The 14,565-nt window shown below is 62.5% G+C and carries 13 protein-coding genes and 1 pseudogene; 10 read left to right on the forward strand and 4 right to left on the reverse strand.

What is annotated here, in order from left to right; genetic code table 11:
* Nucleotides 1-205 precede the first annotated feature (205 nt).
* Nucleotides 206-1,090, reverse strand: coding sequence for an SMP-30/gluconolactonase/LRE family protein (locus tag QN219_RS22215; protein ID WP_284002155.1), 885 nt, complete (start codon nucleotides 1,088-1,090; stop codon nucleotides 206-208).
* A 163-nt stretch (nucleotides 1,091-1,253) separates the two neighbouring features.
* Between QN219_RS22215 and QN219_RS22220 the strand changes: the two genes are divergently transcribed.
* Complete coding sequence (locus QN219_RS22220) at nucleotides 1,254-2,210, forward strand: dihydrodipicolinate synthase family protein (RefSeq protein ID WP_284002156.1); 957 nt, start codon at nucleotides 1,254-1,256, stop codon at nucleotides 2,208-2,210.
* Between the two features lie 322 nt (nucleotides 2,211-2,532).
* Here the strand turns inward: QN219_RS22220 and QN219_RS22225 are convergent, their stop codons facing one another.
* Nucleotides 2,533-3,255, reverse strand: coding sequence for a FadR/GntR family transcriptional regulator (locus tag QN219_RS22225; protein WP_284002272.1), 723 nt, complete (start codon nucleotides 3,253-3,255; stop codon nucleotides 2,533-2,535).
* Between the two features lie 77 nt (nucleotides 3,256-3,332).
* Here QN219_RS22225 and araD point away from each other — a divergent pair, with 77 nt between their 5' ends.
* Together araD and QN219_RS22235 are read left to right on the forward strand one after the other, a co-directional pair.
* The gene (araD, locus tag QN219_RS22230; protein WP_284002157.1) at nucleotides 3,333-5,057 is read left to right on the forward strand and encodes an L-arabinonate dehydratase; all 1,725 of its coding nucleotides are present in this window, start codon (nucleotides 3,333-3,335) and stop codon (nucleotides 5,055-5,057) included.
* 14 nt (nucleotides 5,058-5,071) lie between these two features.
* Nucleotides 5,072-5,870: pseudogene (locus tag QN219_RS22235) on the forward strand (NAD-dependent epimerase/dehydratase family protein).
* A 190-nt stretch (nucleotides 5,871-6,060) separates the two neighbouring features.
* Here QN219_RS22235 and QN219_RS22240 read toward each other — a convergent pair.
* Nucleotides 6,061-7,347, reverse strand: coding sequence for an ABC transporter substrate-binding protein (locus QN219_RS22240; RefSeq protein ID WP_284002159.1), 1,287 nt, complete (start codon nucleotides 7,345-7,347; stop codon nucleotides 6,061-6,063).
* A gap of 147 nt (nucleotides 7,348-7,494) precedes the next feature.
* Between QN219_RS22240 and QN219_RS22245 the strand changes: the two genes are divergently transcribed.
* The 7 genes from QN219_RS22245 to QN219_RS22275 all read left to right on the forward strand — a co-directional run bounded on the left by QN219_RS22245 (nucleotide 7,495) and on the right by QN219_RS22275 (nucleotide 14,036).
* Nucleotides 7,495-8,523 carry a LacI family DNA-binding transcriptional regulator gene (locus tag QN219_RS22245; RefSeq protein WP_284002160.1) on the forward strand — a complete coding sequence of 343 codons (1,029 nt, stop codon included), beginning with the start codon at nucleotides 7,495-7,497 and terminating at the stop codon, nucleotides 8,521-8,523.
* Nucleotides 8,520-10,373, forward strand: coding sequence for a DUF2264 domain-containing protein (locus QN219_RS22250; protein ID WP_284002162.1), 1,854 nt, complete (start codon nucleotides 8,520-8,522; stop codon nucleotides 10,371-10,373). Before QN219_RS22245 ends, QN219_RS22250 begins: the two co-directional genes overlap by 4 nt.
* Nucleotides 10,370-11,380, forward strand: coding sequence for a hydroxyacid dehydrogenase (locus tag QN219_RS22255; protein WP_284002163.1), 1,011 nt, complete (start codon nucleotides 10,370-10,372; stop codon nucleotides 11,378-11,380). The genes QN219_RS22250 and QN219_RS22255 overlap by 4 nt, the downstream gene beginning before the upstream one ends.
* Nucleotides 11,377-12,147 carry a sugar phosphate isomerase/epimerase gene (locus QN219_RS22260; protein ID WP_284002164.1) on the forward strand — a complete coding sequence of 257 codons (771 nt, stop codon included), beginning with the start codon at nucleotides 11,377-11,379 and terminating at the stop codon, nucleotides 12,145-12,147. Before QN219_RS22255 ends, QN219_RS22260 begins: the two co-directional genes overlap by 4 nt.
* A 203-nt stretch (nucleotides 12,148-12,350) precedes the next feature.
* Nucleotides 12,351-12,776 (forward strand): low affinity iron permease family protein, encoded by a 426-nt coding sequence (locus QN219_RS22265; protein WP_284002166.1) that lies wholly within the window; start codon nucleotides 12,351-12,353, stop codon nucleotides 12,774-12,776.
* A 99-nt stretch (nucleotides 12,777-12,875) separates the two neighbouring features.
* Complete coding sequence (locus QN219_RS22270) at nucleotides 12,876-13,250, forward strand: hypothetical protein (protein WP_284002167.1); 375 nt, start codon at nucleotides 12,876-12,878, stop codon at nucleotides 13,248-13,250.
* A gap of 3 nt (nucleotides 13,251-13,253) precedes the next feature.
* On the forward strand, nucleotides 13,254-14,036 hold the full coding sequence (locus QN219_RS22275) for an SDR family NAD(P)-dependent oxidoreductase (protein WP_284002168.1): 783 nt from the start codon (nucleotides 13,254-13,256) through the stop codon (nucleotides 14,034-14,036).
* An 83-nt stretch (nucleotides 14,037-14,119) separates the two neighbouring features.
* Here QN219_RS22275 and QN219_RS22280 read toward each other — a convergent pair whose 3' ends face one another.
* Complete coding sequence (locus QN219_RS22280) at nucleotides 14,120-14,536, reverse strand: GFA family protein (RefSeq protein ID WP_284002170.1); 417 nt, start codon at nucleotides 14,534-14,536, stop codon at nucleotides 14,120-14,122.
* Between the last annotated feature and the right edge of the window lie 29 nt (nucleotides 14,537-14,565).

Here is a 14,565-nt window from a genome sequence, read left to right on the forward strand (position 1 = left end):
AGGGCCTCGCGGACTGCGCTCGTGCGTTCAAGACTACGATGAAGGAAGGAGTTGCGAGCACGATGGTTCCGGAAACTGGCCGCAAATCTTCAACCAGACCTTTGACACGCTCGAAGCGGACATGAATCAACCTGGCCAAGGATGCCGCGATCAGACGGATACCTAGGTCACATCAGGCCAGACAAGGTGCCAACGGAGATGGACCTCAGAAAGCGCGATCGTCGAAACGGTGCACCGCCGCGCCGGCTACCGGACTCCGGGCAGCGAAAATCCCGCCGTCCCGACTTTGCACGTTGGTCCCCACCGGACGCAGCGACGCGACGAAGAGTGTCTTCAAGTCCGGCCCAGCAAAGCAGGGCATCGTTGGCGCCGACACCGGGTAAGGATGGGCCTGGATCAGCCGGCCTTCGGGCGAGAAGCGATTGAGGACGCCAGCCGAGACGCCGGCGCTCCAGTAATTTCCCGCCACATCGGTTGCAGCCCCGTCTGGACGGCCGCTCGCTTCGTCGAGAACGGCCAGCCGCCGACGCCCGGAGATCGTCCCGGTTTTGGAATCGAACTGCCAACGGTCGATCCAGAGCCCGCGCGAGTCCGAATGAAAAAGGATGGAACCATCCGCGTTCCAGGCGAGACCATTGGAACAGATGACGTCACCGACCTTTCGCTCCACCGCACCCTTCGACGAAACGCGATAGAGGGAAGCAACCAGCTGCCGGTCGGCGGCCTCGTGCATCGTTCCAACCCAGAAAGCACCGTCCGGTCCGACCTTGCCGTCGTTCAGGCGCGTGTCCGGCCTTGCGGTCTCGATCGAGGCGATCTCCTTCGCGATCGTGCCGCGCTCCGGATCGAACAACACCACGCGGTCCCGTTGCGCGAGCACGAGCCGTCCGGAATGCGCAAGCCCGACACAGCAGGCCCCGTGGTCGAAGGTCCAGGCGATGTGGCCCGCCCCGATAAGATCTGCACGATGGAGGACGCCCTTGCCGATATCGACGAAAAACAGGCAGTTTCGGCGGTCGTCGTAAACCGGGCTTTCAGCCACGGTGCAACGCAAATCCAGCACGCACTCAAATGTTAAGTCGAAAGACATCTTTGGGACCATCGTCTGACAGCTGTCGGTTGGAGAGAGAACGAGCATCTCTCGCAAATCACGGGTTTCTCAAGCGTTATCGGCTGACGTTTTCTCTAACACTGCTATTGCCCTTGCTCAACTTGTAAATTAAAAATACAAGAGACTTGGCAAGGAGATTTCCATGAAAACGACTCCCGTAGATGTGGCCGACCTGAGATCCTCTGTCCTTTCCGTGCCGCCGCTGGCGCGTCAGGCGAATGGCGAGCCGAGCAAGGCGGAAAATCAGAGACAAGTTGATTGGCTGCTCTCGGGCGGGGTGACCACCTATCTCTACGGCGGCAACGCCAACCTCTACAACTTCGGCGTCATGGAGTTCGGCAGTCTCCTGGACATGCTCGAGGACATCGCACCGCGTGACGGCTGGGTGATCCCCTCGATCGGCGCCGACTTCGGCAAGGCGATGGATCAGGCGACGATCCTGCGCGGACGGAACTTTCCGACAGCCATGGTCCTCCCGCTCGCCTTCCCCGCGACCTCGGCGGGCTTGGCGTCGGGATTCGCCAAGCTGGCGGATGCCGCCGGCAGACCGCTGATCGCCTATATCAAGAATGACGGCTTCCTCGATACCGGCGATGTCGCGCGTCTCTTCCGCGACGGAGCAATCTCCGCCTTGAAATATGCCGTCGTGCGGCCCGACCCGAAAAGCGATGCCTATCTTTCCGGCCTCCTCGACGCCGTCGGCTCGGGCGAGCGTATCGTCAGCGGCATCGGCGAGCGCCCGGCGATCGACCACGTCGAGATGGGCCTCTCCGCCTTCACCTCCGGCTCGGTGTGCATCGCACCGCATTTGTCGACGGCGATCCTGAAGGCCTGCCAATCCGGCCAATTCGCCGCGGCGCGGGCCATTCGCGAAAGCTTCCTGCCGCTTGAGGACCTGCGCGACGCGCACTCGCCGATCCGCGTCCTGCACGAAGCGGTGAGACTCGCTGACATCTGCGACACCGGCCCGATCGGCGAATTTCTGTCGAATCTCGACAGCGCCGAAAAGCTCGATGCCATTGCCTCGGCCGCACGCGCGTTGAAGGCGAAGAGCGAAGCCGCCGCGCGCGACGCCCGGCCGCTATCGACGAGCGCATGACATGGTAGCGGAGATGGTGCGGGTAAGGCGCCGCGCTCTTCGGCGACTGGCCTTGGAGCGGGATCCGATCAGATTGCAGTGGCGACGATCGGGGACGCGGGTGTTAATGGGGGAGATTGAGGAGGCACCGTATTCCACGGCCATTTCACGCCGCGAAGTTGGCTCTGCCGACGAGAGGGAATGGGAAGCCCGCACCTTCTCCCCCCTTGTGGGGGAGATGCCCGGCAGGGCAGAGGGGGGTGCAGTTCGCCGCGGCTCTGAGAGGCTGCGACACGCGAACGCCGACAGTTGCTGTAACGATCCGATTACACGGGGTATCGCTCTAGAGGTCCCCGTGGGATCCCGTGATGCGGGCCCGCGATTCCGTCAGGTGATAGCGCATGTAGAGACGTGCGAGCTCGCTGTTCTGGCCGGAAATCGCCGTGAATATCTTGCGGTGCTCTTCGAGAACGCGTCGCCGCCGGTCCTCCGAGCCTTGCCGCGTCAGGCTGAGCGCCATGCGCATCGAGCCCCGCAGAATATCGCCGAGCTCTTCCAGGAGGCGCGGGAAAAGCTCGTTGCCCGCCGCCGCGGCGACCGCAAGATGGAAAGCGAAGTCCTCCTCCCAACCCGTCTCGCCGCGGGCAAAGGCGCCCTCCAGCGCGGCAAGCGCTTCGCCGATCTGGTTGAGCTGGCCCTTGGTGCGGCGCATCGCGGCCAGTCCCGCGCACTCCGTTTCGAGTGCCAACCGCGGCTCGAAGGCCCTGAGATAGCTCGCGATTTCCGCCGAGGCTGCGAAATCGGTCAGCTTGTTGGACGGGCGCGACTTGACGAAGGTGCCGATGCCCTGGCGCGAAACGACGAGGCCGTCCGCCTGCAGCCGCATCAGCGCCTCACGCACGACCGGCCGGGAAACCTGGAAGTCGTGGCAGATCCGCGCTTCGGACGGCAGCTTCGCTCCCTCGGCCATCTGGCCGCTTGCGATCTGCTCGAGGATTTGGCCGTAAAGGACATCCGCAAGCCGCTCCCGCCGCGCCGGTTTGAGTTTCAACATCACGTCGTTCAAGGGTTTGCTTTCGCCTGTCATTTTTCCGAACAGGTGCAATCTAGCCGACCCGCCCGGGAATGCAAAGGAGGTGACCGATGACCAAGCGCAAGAAGCCGGAGGATTTTCGAAGTTTTCGCTGGTTCGGCGTCAAGGACCTGCGCTCCTTCGGCCACAGGTCCCGGCTTTATCAGATGGGCTATGATCATGCGGAGCTCGCGAACAAGCCGGTCATCGCGATCATCAATACCTGGAGCGACATCAATCCGTGCCACACGCATTTGCGCGCGCGGGCCGAGGAGGTGAAGCGCGGCGTCTGGCAAGCGGGCGGGTTTCCGATCGAGCTGCCGGCAATGTCGCTGGCCGAAACCTACGTAAAGCCGACGACGATGCTTTACCGCAACTTCCTGGCGATGGAAGTTGAGGAGCTCATTCGCTCGCATCCCGTCGATGGCGTCGTACTGCTTGCGGGCTGCGACAAGACCACGCCAGCGACGATCATGGGGGCGATCCAGGTCGACCTTCCGACGATCTTCGTGCCGGCAGGACCGATGCTGCGCGGTACCTATCGCGGTCAGCCCCTGGGTTCTGGCTCCGATGTCTGGAAATACTGGGCGGAGAAAGAGGCCGGGCGCATCACCGAGCACGAATGGAGCGTCATGGAGCGCGGCATCGCCCGTTCTTTCGGAACCTGCATGACCATGGGTACCGCCTCGACGATGACGGCGCTCGCCGACACGCTGGGCCTTTCACTGCCGGGCGCGTCGGCCATTCCGGCTGCCGATGCCGGCCATTCGCGCATGGCCGCGCTGTCGGGGGCGCGCATCGTCGAAATGGTCTTCGAGGACCTGAAACCGTCGGATCTGCTGACGGCCAAGGCGTTTGAAAACGCATTGACCGTGCATATGGCGATGGCGGGCTCGACCAATGCAATGATTCATCTGATTGCGATGGCGCGGCGATGCGGCGTTCATCTGACCTTGGACGATTTCGATCGCATGTCGGAGAAGGTCCCGGTTCTCTGCAACATTCGCCCGACCGGCGAATTCCTGATGGAGGACTTTTACTACGCCGGCGGACTGCCGGCGTTGTGGAAGCAGCTGGAGCCGCTGCTGCATCTCGAAGAACGCAACGTGATCGGCAGCATCGGCGAGGCGATCCGCGAGATCGAAGTTCATCTGCCGAACGTAATCCGGCCGCTCGAGAATCCCGTCGCCGCATGCGGCGGCACGGCGATTCTCAAGGGAAATCTCGCGCCGCAGGGATGCGTCATGAAGCCCGCCGCGGCCGATCCCGCGCTTCTCAAGCACCGCGGGCCGGCACTCGTCTTCGATGACTACGACACGATGATGGAGGCGGTGAACGACGAGGATCTCGACGTCACCGCCGACACGGTTCTTATCCTGCGCAATGCCGGCCCCGTCGGCGGACCGGGCATGCCGGAGTGGGGAATGCTTCCGATTCCGAAAAAGCTCCTGAAACAGGGCGTGCGCGACATGGTGCGCATTTCCGACGCCCGCATGAGCGGCACCAGCTACGGCGCCTGCATCCTGCATGTGGCGCCGGAGTCTTACGTCGGCGGGCCGCTGGCGGCGGTCCGCAATGGCGACATCATCGCTCTCGACGTCGCCAATCGGACGCTCACGCTGGAGGTCGATGCGGCGGAGATCGCGCGCAGGCTTTCCGAATGGCGTCCGCCGGAGCGCGACTATTCGAGAGGCTTTCTGAAAATGCATGCGGAGCATATTCAACAGGCGCCCGAAGGCTGCGACTTCACCTTCCTGCAATCGCCCCATAAGCTGCCCGAACCGGAAATTCATTGACACGGGTGGGACGGATGACGACGCGACTGCTGGTGACGGGAGCAGGAGGTGCCCTGGGCTGCCATGTCCGGCAGGGTTTGAAAGGCTGCGCGCAGGTCCGCCGCCTATCGGATATCGTCGATCTTCCCCCTGCCGAGGACGGTGAGGAGGTGGTCCGGTGCGACCTCGCCGACCGGCAGGCCGTCGATGATCTCACGCGCGACTGCGACACGATCCTGCATCTTGGCGCGATCTCCGTCGAAACCCACTTCGACGCGCTGCTCCAAGCCAATATTCTCGGCACTTACACTTTACGAGGCGGCGCGAAAGGCGGCCGTCAGGCGCATCATCTTCGCGAGCACCAACCATGTCACCGGCTTTCATCGCATCGGGCAGACGCTCGACCACATGTCGCCGCGTCGGCCGGACAGTCTTTATGGCGTCAGCAAGTGCTTCGGCGAGGATCTCGGCCGGCTCTATTTCGACAAGTACGGGCTGGAGTCGGCTTGCCTCCGCATCGGCAGTTGCTTCGCCGAGCCAACGAACCGACGCATGCTTTCGACTTGGCTGAGCCCGCGCGATTTCCTGTCGCTGGTGCGCAAGCTTCTCGAAGCTCCGGCCATCGGCTACCTGATGCTGTACGGCGCCTCGGCGAACCGGCATGCATGGTGGTCGAATGCGCACGCCGATTTCCTCGGCTGGCAACCGATGGACAGCAGCGAGCCTTACCGGCAAACAATCGAGCAGCGCGAGTACGGATCTGCGGAAGACAGCACGTACCAGGGCGGCCGCCTCGCGACAGTCAAGGCCCGCCCTACAGCGCCGCGCGTCTAGTTAGACGCGCAAAGGTCGCGGTAGAACGTTGAAGCTCTGCGTGATTTTGTCCCTAAATCCATTCCGATCAGGGAATCATGCAGCAGGGATTAGATCCTGCCGAGAGCCGGTCGTGGTTTCGAGGCCCGACCTGCTGCGTGTAGGCCGGACGGGAATGAGCTGTCCGAGCCTCGAGCCTGCAATCAGGCGTTCAGCCGGCGCGGACGGTCGCCTTTCCCTCGCTGACCAAACGCTCGGCAGCATCCGCGATCGATATGCGCTCGAAGGCGAGTTCGTCGGCAATCGGGCGAAATACGCGATGGTCGAACTCCGTCGCACCGAGCGGTGCCGGGGGCGGATAGCTGCCGACCTGATCCTTCAGGGCGTTGATGTATTTCACCGTCTCCGCTTCCGTCGGGTTGAGCTGTGGCAGTATTGCCTCGCGAACTTTCGGCGACATCGGCACGCCGCGTTCGACCCCAAGGATCTTGCCGGCATCGACGTCGTTGACGAAGAAACTGATGAACTTGGCGGCTTCCTCGCCATGCTCCGTGGTGGCGCCGACACTCCAGATCAGCGCAGGGCGATAATAGTGGCCGGATGGGCCGCCTCTCTCGGCTCGTGGCAGCATGCCGATGCCGAGCTTGCTCTTCATGATGAGCTGGTAGCCGATCATCTGGTTCGAATAGGCCATACCGATCGCCGAATAGCCGAGCGCCAGGCAGTTGGTGTCGATCGTATTCTGGTCGAGCGTCTGGATGTCGGCCCCCACGGTGCCGCCCCGCTTGCGCAGATCCTCCCAGTAGGCGTACCAGTCCTTGGCCTCTTCGACGCCAAAGCCCAATCCGCTTTCGTTGAAAAGACTGCTGCCGCGTTGCCTGAGCCAGGCATCGAAGACGTAGGTGTAGCGCGCTGCATAGGGGCCGCCACCCTTGCCGGTGGCCTTCGCCATTTCGACCGCGATGTCAGCATATTCCGACCAGGTGGTGTCAAGCCCGGGAGGGGTGATGCCTGCTTTTGCGATGGCATCCGCGTCGTAGAACAGTGCAAAGGAATTGAGACCGAGGCCGATACCCCAGAGCTTGCCGTCCACGGTCGTCAGCTTCAGCACATCATCGCCGAAGTCTTTCACATTCAGCACCGAAGCGATGAATGGATCGAGGGCGAGGCAGGCGCCGCGCTTAGAGTAGTCCGAAATCGTATTGGGCTCGAGCTGGAAGATGTCGGCGATGGAGCGACCGGCCATCTGCGTGGCGAGCTTTGTCCAGTAGCCGTCGCCGCTCAGGCTCTCACCGACAACGGCGATGCCCGGGTTCTTCTCCTGGAAGAGCTTGGCAACGCTCAATGTTCGCTTGGAGCGATCGTTGGAGCCCCACCACATGGCGCGCAGGTTAACGTTTTCCGCCGCAAATGTCGGCCGGAGGCTACCCTGGCCGAGCGCAACGCCAGCAGTCGCGCCGGCTGCGCCGAGCATGAATGTGCGTCGATTGATTAGCATGCGAGTTCTCCCTCTCGTTACCTGCCTCGCGCTCTCCTCCAGCGTCCGGCAGACCAAAGTTCAGCGACAAGATTATGCAAAAATCTTAATCGTGCAAGAAATTGTTTCTCTCTTGCAAATTTGCATGAGTTGCGTAGTCTTTGCGGTATGAGCGACGCACCGACGAAACGATTCCGCCAATCCGACATCGCAAGCCGCGCCGGGGTTTCGGTTTCCACCGTCTCGCGTGTTCTCGCGAACGAACCGGGCATAAGCGAAGACGTGCGCCGACAGATCCTCAAGGTGGCCGGCGACCTCGGTTATCCGTTGAAGGCGGGCCCGAAGGCGAGCCCCGGGACATTGGCGCTGATTGCGAGCAACGGCGTCACCGGGGGCTTGAGCATTTTCTACGAGGGCATCGTAGAGGGCCTGCGTTCCGAGGCAGCCCGGCAGGGCATGTCCTTTGAAATTCGCCTTGTCAACGAGGCGAAGGCGACACCTGAGACCGTCCGGGAACTGATGGCATCCGTCGGCGCACAAGGGCTGTTCCTGGTGGGTATCGACCCCGGAGATGCCTTGTGCGAGTGGCTGGAGAAAAGCCGCACGCCCGTGATACTGGTCAACGGCACCGATCCTCGATTACGCTTCGACGGCGTCTCGCCATCGAACTTCTTTGGCGCCCATGCCGCGACACGGCGGCTGCTCGATGCCGGCCATCGCCGCATCCTCCATCTGACCGGGTCGCATCGGCAGACGATCCGTGAACGCATACGCGGTTTCGAAGCAGCAGTCGCCTCAGTGGACGGAGGCGAGGTGCGTGTCATCCGCTTGCCGTTCGAAAACAATTCGAGCGTCGAGGCGCATGCGGCGACACTCGCGGCGCTCAAGCAGGACCCCGGTTTCTCGGCCGCCTTCTGCATGAACGACTTTGTCGCCGTCGGTGTTCTGGAAGCAGTCACCGAGATCGGCCTCCGTGTGCCCGAGGATTTCGCGATCGTCGGCTTCGACGACCTGCCCTGCGCCGAGATGGCCAGCCCCCGTATTGCGACGATGCGTGTCGACCGCGTGGCCCTCGGCAGCGAGGCGATCGGCATGATGCGCTTCCGCTTCTGTCACTCGGAAGCGCCCGCCCGGCACGTCTCTCACGCCGTCGTCCCGGTGAGCGGCGGCACATTAGGCGAAGGACAGCGCTCATGACCTATGATCCCGCCAGTGCCAATCCGCTTGGCCGCAATCCGCTGGCGACGCGTCGCGACATGCAGCGCGCCCTGCTCGATCTCTTCGATCCGCTGCTGCCGTATTTTTCCGAGGGAAATGCCCGCGTCCGCCTCGACGCCGCCGCCGCGCACTTCGATCGCGCCGCTGCTGACCTCGAAGGTTTCGCACGGCCTCTCTGGGGACTTGCACCTTTCGGCGCCGGCGGCGGCAACTTCGCCCATTGGGACCGCTATGCGGAGGGTATGGCCAACGGCACCGATCCAAACCATCCGGAATTCTGGGGCAAAGTGAACGGCCGCGACCAGCGCATGGTCGAGCTTGCCGCGCTCGGCTTCGCGCTCGCGCTTGTGCCGGAAAAACTGTGGGACCGCTTAGGCGGCAGAGCACGAGACAATCTTGCCGCCTATCTCGTCCATGCCCGGCAATTCGATTATGCCGACAACAACTGGAAGTTCTTCCGCCTATTCGTCGACATCGCCCTGGATCGGCTGGGCATCGAATACGACCGCCGCCTGACGAACCAGTATCTCACCGAACTCGAGGGGTTCTACATCGCCGACGGCTGGTATCGCGACGGCAACGTGCGGCGCGTCGACCACTACATTCCGTTTGCCATGCACTTCTACGGGCTGATCTACTCGCGCTTCGTCGATGACGACTACGCGAAGCGCTACCGCGAGCGCGCTCTCGCCTTCGCACAGGATTTTCGTCACTGGTTCGCCGAGGACGGAGCGACCCTCCCCTTTGGCCGCAGCCTGACTTATCGTTTCGCCTGCGCCGGCTTCTGGTCGGCGCTCGCGTTTGCCGATCTCGAGGCGCTACCCTGGGGCGAGATCAAGGGGCTTTGCCTCCGCCACCTCAGATGGTGGGCGGATAAGCCGATGACGCATCGTGACGGCGTGCTGTCGATCGGCTACGGCTACCCCAACCTCCTGATGTCGGAAAACTACAATTCCGCCGGCTCGCCCTATTGGGCGTTCAAGGCCTTCCTGCCGCTTGCGGTCGGCGAAGACCATCCATTCTGGGCGACCCCGGAAACGCCCCTGGCGCCGCTCGACGAGGCGGTCGCCCTTCGTCACCCGGGAATGGTGATGATGCCTTGCAAGGGCGACGTGGTGGCGCTCTCCTCGGGCCAGGAAAACCGGCAGATGCGGTTCGGTTCGGAGAAATACGCGAAGTTCGCCTATTCGACGCGCTACGGCTTCAGCGTTGAGAGCGACGAACGGGGTTTTGCCGGCGGCGCTTTCGATTCCATGCTGGCCTTCAGCGACGACGGCATTCACTACCGGATGCGCGAGAGCAATGACGAGGTTCGTCTTGCCGGTGACGTCCTTTTTTCCAGATGGTCGCCTTGGCCTGATGTCGTCGTCGAAACCTGGCTGCTGCCGTCGCCGCCCTGGCATGTGCGCGTGCATCGGATCACGACGCCGAGGGTGCTCGAGACAGCCGAAGGCGGCTTTGCCATCGCCCGACGAGATTTTGAGGCGGACGCGCTTTTCTCGGCAATGGGCTCGGCTTATGCCGTCGGCGAAGAGGATTTCAGCGGAATCCGCGATCTCGGCTCGACTGTTACGCGCGAAGGCCTGGCTCAGAAGGCTCCGCCAAATACCAACCTGATCGCCGCAAAGACGCTGGTGCCGCAACTGCGTGCCACCATACCGGCCGGGGAAACCATCCTGCGCTGCGCGGTAATCGCAGTTCGCGACACCTCCGCCGTATCGGGCGAGTGGTTGAGGCCGCCTGGGGCCCCTGGCATCGACGAACTGCACATCCTCGCAAGGCAGGGCGACAGCGTGAGCGCAATGGACGCACCGGGACGAATGCCATGACGCGCCCCGCAATTGCCTTTGCGATGCAGCCCGAAAGAACGCGATACGTCCTGACACCAGAGCTTCTGCTGCGGTTCGATGACCTTGCTCGTGTTCTGGATCAACAACCGATGACGGAGTTCGGCGACGACCGGGCAAAGCGGCTGTTGGCTGAAGCGGAAATCCTCGTGACTGGCTGGGGCGCCCCGCTGTTCGATAGAGCGGCGCTTGCGGCGGCACCGCGCCTTCGCTTCGTCGTGCATGCGGCCGGAACGATCAAGGGTGTGATCGACGATTGCGTCTTCGACGCCGGCGTGGCGGTCAGCCATGCCGCCGAAGCCAATGCAGTGCCGGTCGCCGAGTTTACGCTCGCGGCAATCATCTTTGCGGGCAAGCAGGTGTTTCGGTTCCGTGATCTCTATGCCGCCGACCGTGACCGCACCCGCACCTATCTCCTGCAGGGGCAGCCGATTGGAAACTGTCGCCGCACTATCGGGATTGTCGGCGCATCGAAGATCGGCAGACGGGTGATCGAGCTTCTTCGTCCGTTCGATTATCAGGTGCTGCTCTATGATCCGTTGGTCGGTCGGGATGCCGCTTCCGCCCTCAATGTCGAGAAGGTCGACCTCGATACCTTGATGGCGCGTTCGGACATCGTGTCGCTGCACGCGCCGTCGCTGCCCGAGACCCTGCACATGATCGACGCGCGGCGGCTGTCTCTCATGAAGGATGGCGCAACCCTGATCAACACGGCACGCGGCGCGCTCGTGGACGAGGCCGCGCTGATCGACAAGCTGAAGACGGGTACGATCGATGCGGTCATCGATGTCACGCATCCCGAGGTGCCGGAAAAAGACTCGCCGCTCTATGATCTTCCGAACGTGTTCCTGACCCCGCACATTGCCGGCGCTGTCGGCTTCGAACGTACGCGCCTCGGCGAAATGGCGCTCGATGAGATCACCCGGTTCATCGAGGGTCGGCCGCTGCTTTTCGAGGTTCGCAAGGGCGACCTGGAGCGCATGGCATGAGCGGTTTCGAACCTGCGCTCTGCACCGTCACGTTCCGCAAGATGCCCGCGGAAAGGATCCTGAAGCTGGCCGTCCAAGCTGGGCTTGCGGCGATCGAATGGGCAGGCGATGCCCATGTCACTCCCGGAGACGAGCCGGTCGCCCGGAACATCGCGCGCCTTTGCGAAAGGGCGGGGTTGGCGACGTCCTATGGTTCCTACGTTGCGCCGCCAACGGATGACCTTCCCGTGTTCCGACGCGCGCTCGACAGTGCGATCGCGCTTGGCGCCTCGAATATCCGCATCTGGCCCGGCACGCGCCAACGCGATTCCAAGGACTACAGCGAGGGTGAAAGACGCACGGCGGCGGCCGCGATCCGTGACATGGGTGCGGAGGCCGCGCGCCATGGCGTCACCGTTTCACTGGAATATCACCCGCAGTCCCTGACGGATAAAAGCGACTCGGCGCGGCGCCTGATCGACGCGATCGCCCACGACAATGTCTATCTTTATTGGCAGCCGCGACCCGGCCTGACGCTTGGCGAAGCTCTGGCTGAGGTCGCCCAGATCGGCGAGCATGTTTCACATGTCCATGTCTTTGCCTGGGACGCTGACCGCAATCGCTTCCCCTTGAGGTCGGCGTCCGATTATTGGCGAACGGTTCTCGCCGAAATGCCCACGTCGCGCTGGACCGGACGGCGATTTGCCATGCTGGAGTTCGTGGCAAATGACGACGCCGCGGCATTCTTCGAAGATGCCGCGACGCTCAGGCAAATTCTCGAAAGGTGAAGGCGGGCGGGATCAGGGGCGCCGAAGCTGCTTCGATTGGAATGGCCTCCGGCGAGCGACGCCGCGGTGGCCGCGATGCGGGCATCCAGCAGGCAGCCATCCTGCATGTCCAGGTCCTGGCACGTTCCGTTCCATAGTAGCAGCTCGGAACTCTTTGCCACACTGGAGGGTTATCGGAATCGAATGACGGTCGGGTGTCGCAAATGTCTCAAAAGATCAATGCCTTCAGCAAATTCTCGACTGCAGTGGCGGAATATTCCGGGCGGCCTGTCACCTTCACACTTGCGGTGGCCGCGATTGTCGTCTGGGGCGTGACCGGGCCACTGTTCGGCTTTTCCGAAGCATGGCAGCTGGTCGTGAACACCGGGACCACGATCGTGACGTTCCTCATGGTTTTCGTTCTCCAAAACTCTCAGATCCGCGATGGCATAGCGATTCAGGCGAAGCTCGACGAGCTCATCCTGACGAGCTCGGCGGAGAACAAGTTTATCGGCATCGAGGAGCTTGATGAGCGTGAGCTCAAGCGGATCACCGAGATCCTGAAGGAACATGCCAAAAGTGAGGATGATCGCGTCCTACATGAGAAGATGTCGCGAGCAGTCGAGCGGCAGCCAGAGGAAAGCGAATAACGAAAACGGCACTGGCCGCGAGCACGCAGAAGGCGTCGCTGGAACCAAACGTCGGCAAGGCCGTTTGCGTAGCGAATGCAGTTGGCAGGAGGGTCACGTATGCATCTCGTTGGAACACAGGTCATCCCGGAACAGGGCGGCCGCTCGGGCTTCACAGTCGAATTCGTCGGCGAAGGCGGAGAGATCGTTTCGGTTTCGATGCGCAACGACGCGGCGCGGAGCCTTAACCGGTTGAATGCGGTCGAACGCGCCAAGACCGTCATGATGGAACTCGCACGCGCAGATACGGATGCGTTGGAGAGCGACCCCGACGCGGAGCATAAAATCAAGACCGCACGGAGCGCACGGGCGGCCAAAGACACGGGCGAGATGGAGCGTCAGCTCGATGAAGGGCTGGAAGACACTTTTCCTGCCAGCGATCCGGTTTCCATCACAAGCTCCACAATCGCCAGCGACCACCGGAAGAAGCACTAGGCCATGTCGGGTCGATCGTCTGTCGCCTTGGTCACGGGCGCGGGATCCGGCATCGGCCGCGCCACCGCGCTTGCGCTTGCCTCGGCCGGGATGAAGGTCGGCGTGCTCGGCCGTACCCGTTCAAAGCTGGAGCAGTGCGCTTCGGAGATCGCTGCCGCTGGTGGCAGAGCGCTGGTGCTTGAAGCAGATATCGCGGATGAACTCGAGATGCGCAACGCCGTCAAGACGCTTGTCCGCGAATTCGAGCATCTCGATGTCGTCGTCGCCAATGCCGGTATCAACGGCGTTTGGGCGCCGATCGACGACTTGAAGCCGTTCGAATGGGACAAGACCATTGCCGTCAATCTGCGCGGCACCTATCTGACCCTGCATATGACGGTTCCCTATCTCAAGGAAAACGGCGGCGGCTCGATCGTCGTCGTGTCATCGATCAACGGTACGCGGACGTTCACCACACCTGGTGCAACCGCATATACCGCCACCAAGGCGGCGCAGGTGGCGATTGTCCAGCAACTCGCCCTCGAATTGGCCAAGCACCACATTCGCGTCAATGCCGTCTGCCCGGGAGAGATCGAAACCGAAATCGAAGAAAACACCAGTCTGCGCCATGAAGAGGAGACGGCGATAGCGGTCGAGTGGCCGGACGGCCAAGTTCCGATTACCGGCGGCAAGCCCGGCCGCAGTGAGGACGTTGCGGAAGTCATCCGGTTTCTGGTTTCGGATAACGCTCGGCACGTGACAGGCAGCCCAATCTGGATCGATGGGGGCCAAGGCCTGCTGAGATAGGTGGTAGCGCCAGATCATTCTCATCGTTCAACGAAACAGTTAGAATGATCTAGGCGCAGGACTCGCTGTTCGGAGGCAGAGGATTACGCCGGCGGCATCTTCTCGAATTTCTGCACGGCCGGATCGAGCCGGTCCCAGGCATGACCGCGCACCGTGTACGTCACCATCTGCGGCTCGTATCGGCCTGGATCGTCGAGGCTTGCGGCGTGAATGGTGAAGAAGTCCGGCGTGTCCGAGAAGGTCAGATAGACAGGCGACCCGCAGGCGGGGCAGAAGCCGCGCGTCTTCACGTTCCCGCTATCGCTGACCATGTCCCAATGCGTCGCTTCGCCCTCGAGCTTCACCGCCTCCCTGCTCGGGAAGGTCAGATAGGATCCGTGCCCGGTGCCGCTCGTGGTCTGGCAATGGCGGCACTGGCAGTCGTTCATCGCGATCGGCTCGGCCGAGATTTCATAGCGGATCGCGCCGCAGGCGCAGCCGCCGGTATAAGGCTTGCTCACGTGTCTCTCCCAATAAAGCGTTGCATTGG

The organism is Sinorhizobium sp. 8-89 (assembly GCF_030124325.1).
GTDB lineage: Bacteria > Pseudomonadota > Alphaproteobacteria > Rhizobiales > Rhizobiaceae > Sinorhizobium.

What these genes read in the sequence shown, in the direction of transcription:
- QN219_RS22250 (WP_284002162.1), top strand. Translation starts at nt 8,520, where the DNA reads ATGACCTATGATCCCGCCAGTGCCAATCCGCTTGGCCGCAATCCGCTG.
- QN219_RS22215 (WP_284002155.1), bottom strand. Translation starts at nt 1,090, where the DNA reads ATGTCTTTCGACTTAACATTTGAGTGCGTGCTGGATTTGCGTTGCACC.
- QN219_RS22220 (WP_284002156.1), top strand. Translation starts at nt 1,254, where the DNA reads ATGAAAACGACTCCCGTAGATGTGGCCGACCTGAGATCCTCTGTCCTT.
- QN219_RS22260 (WP_284002164.1), top strand. Translation starts at nt 11,377, where the DNA reads ATGAGCGGTTTCGAACCTGCGCTCTGCACCGTCACGTTCCGCAAGATG.
- QN219_RS22245 (WP_284002160.1), top strand. Translation starts at nt 7,495, where the DNA reads ATGAGCGACGCACCGACGAAACGATTCCGCCAATCCGACATCGCAAGC.
- QN219_RS22255 (WP_284002163.1), top strand. Translation starts at nt 10,370, where the DNA reads ATGACGCGCCCCGCAATTGCCTTTGCGATGCAGCCCGAAAGAACGCGA.
- QN219_RS22265 (WP_284002166.1), top strand. Translation starts at nt 12,351, where the DNA reads ATGTCTCAAAAGATCAATGCCTTCAGCAAATTCTCGACTGCAGTGGCG.
- QN219_RS22270 (WP_284002167.1), top strand. Translation starts at nt 12,876, where the DNA reads ATGCATCTCGTTGGAACACAGGTCATCCCGGAACAGGGCGGCCGCTCG.
- QN219_RS22275 (WP_284002168.1), top strand. Translation starts at nt 13,254, where the DNA reads ATGTCGGGTCGATCGTCTGTCGCCTTGGTCACGGGCGCGGGATCCGGC.
- araD (WP_284002157.1), top strand. Translation starts at nt 3,333, where the DNA reads ATGACCAAGCGCAAGAAGCCGGAGGATTTTCGAAGTTTTCGCTGGTTC.
- QN219_RS22240 (WP_284002159.1), bottom strand. Translation starts at nt 7,347, where the DNA reads ATGCTAATCAATCGACGCACATTCATGCTCGGCGCAGCCGGCGCGACT.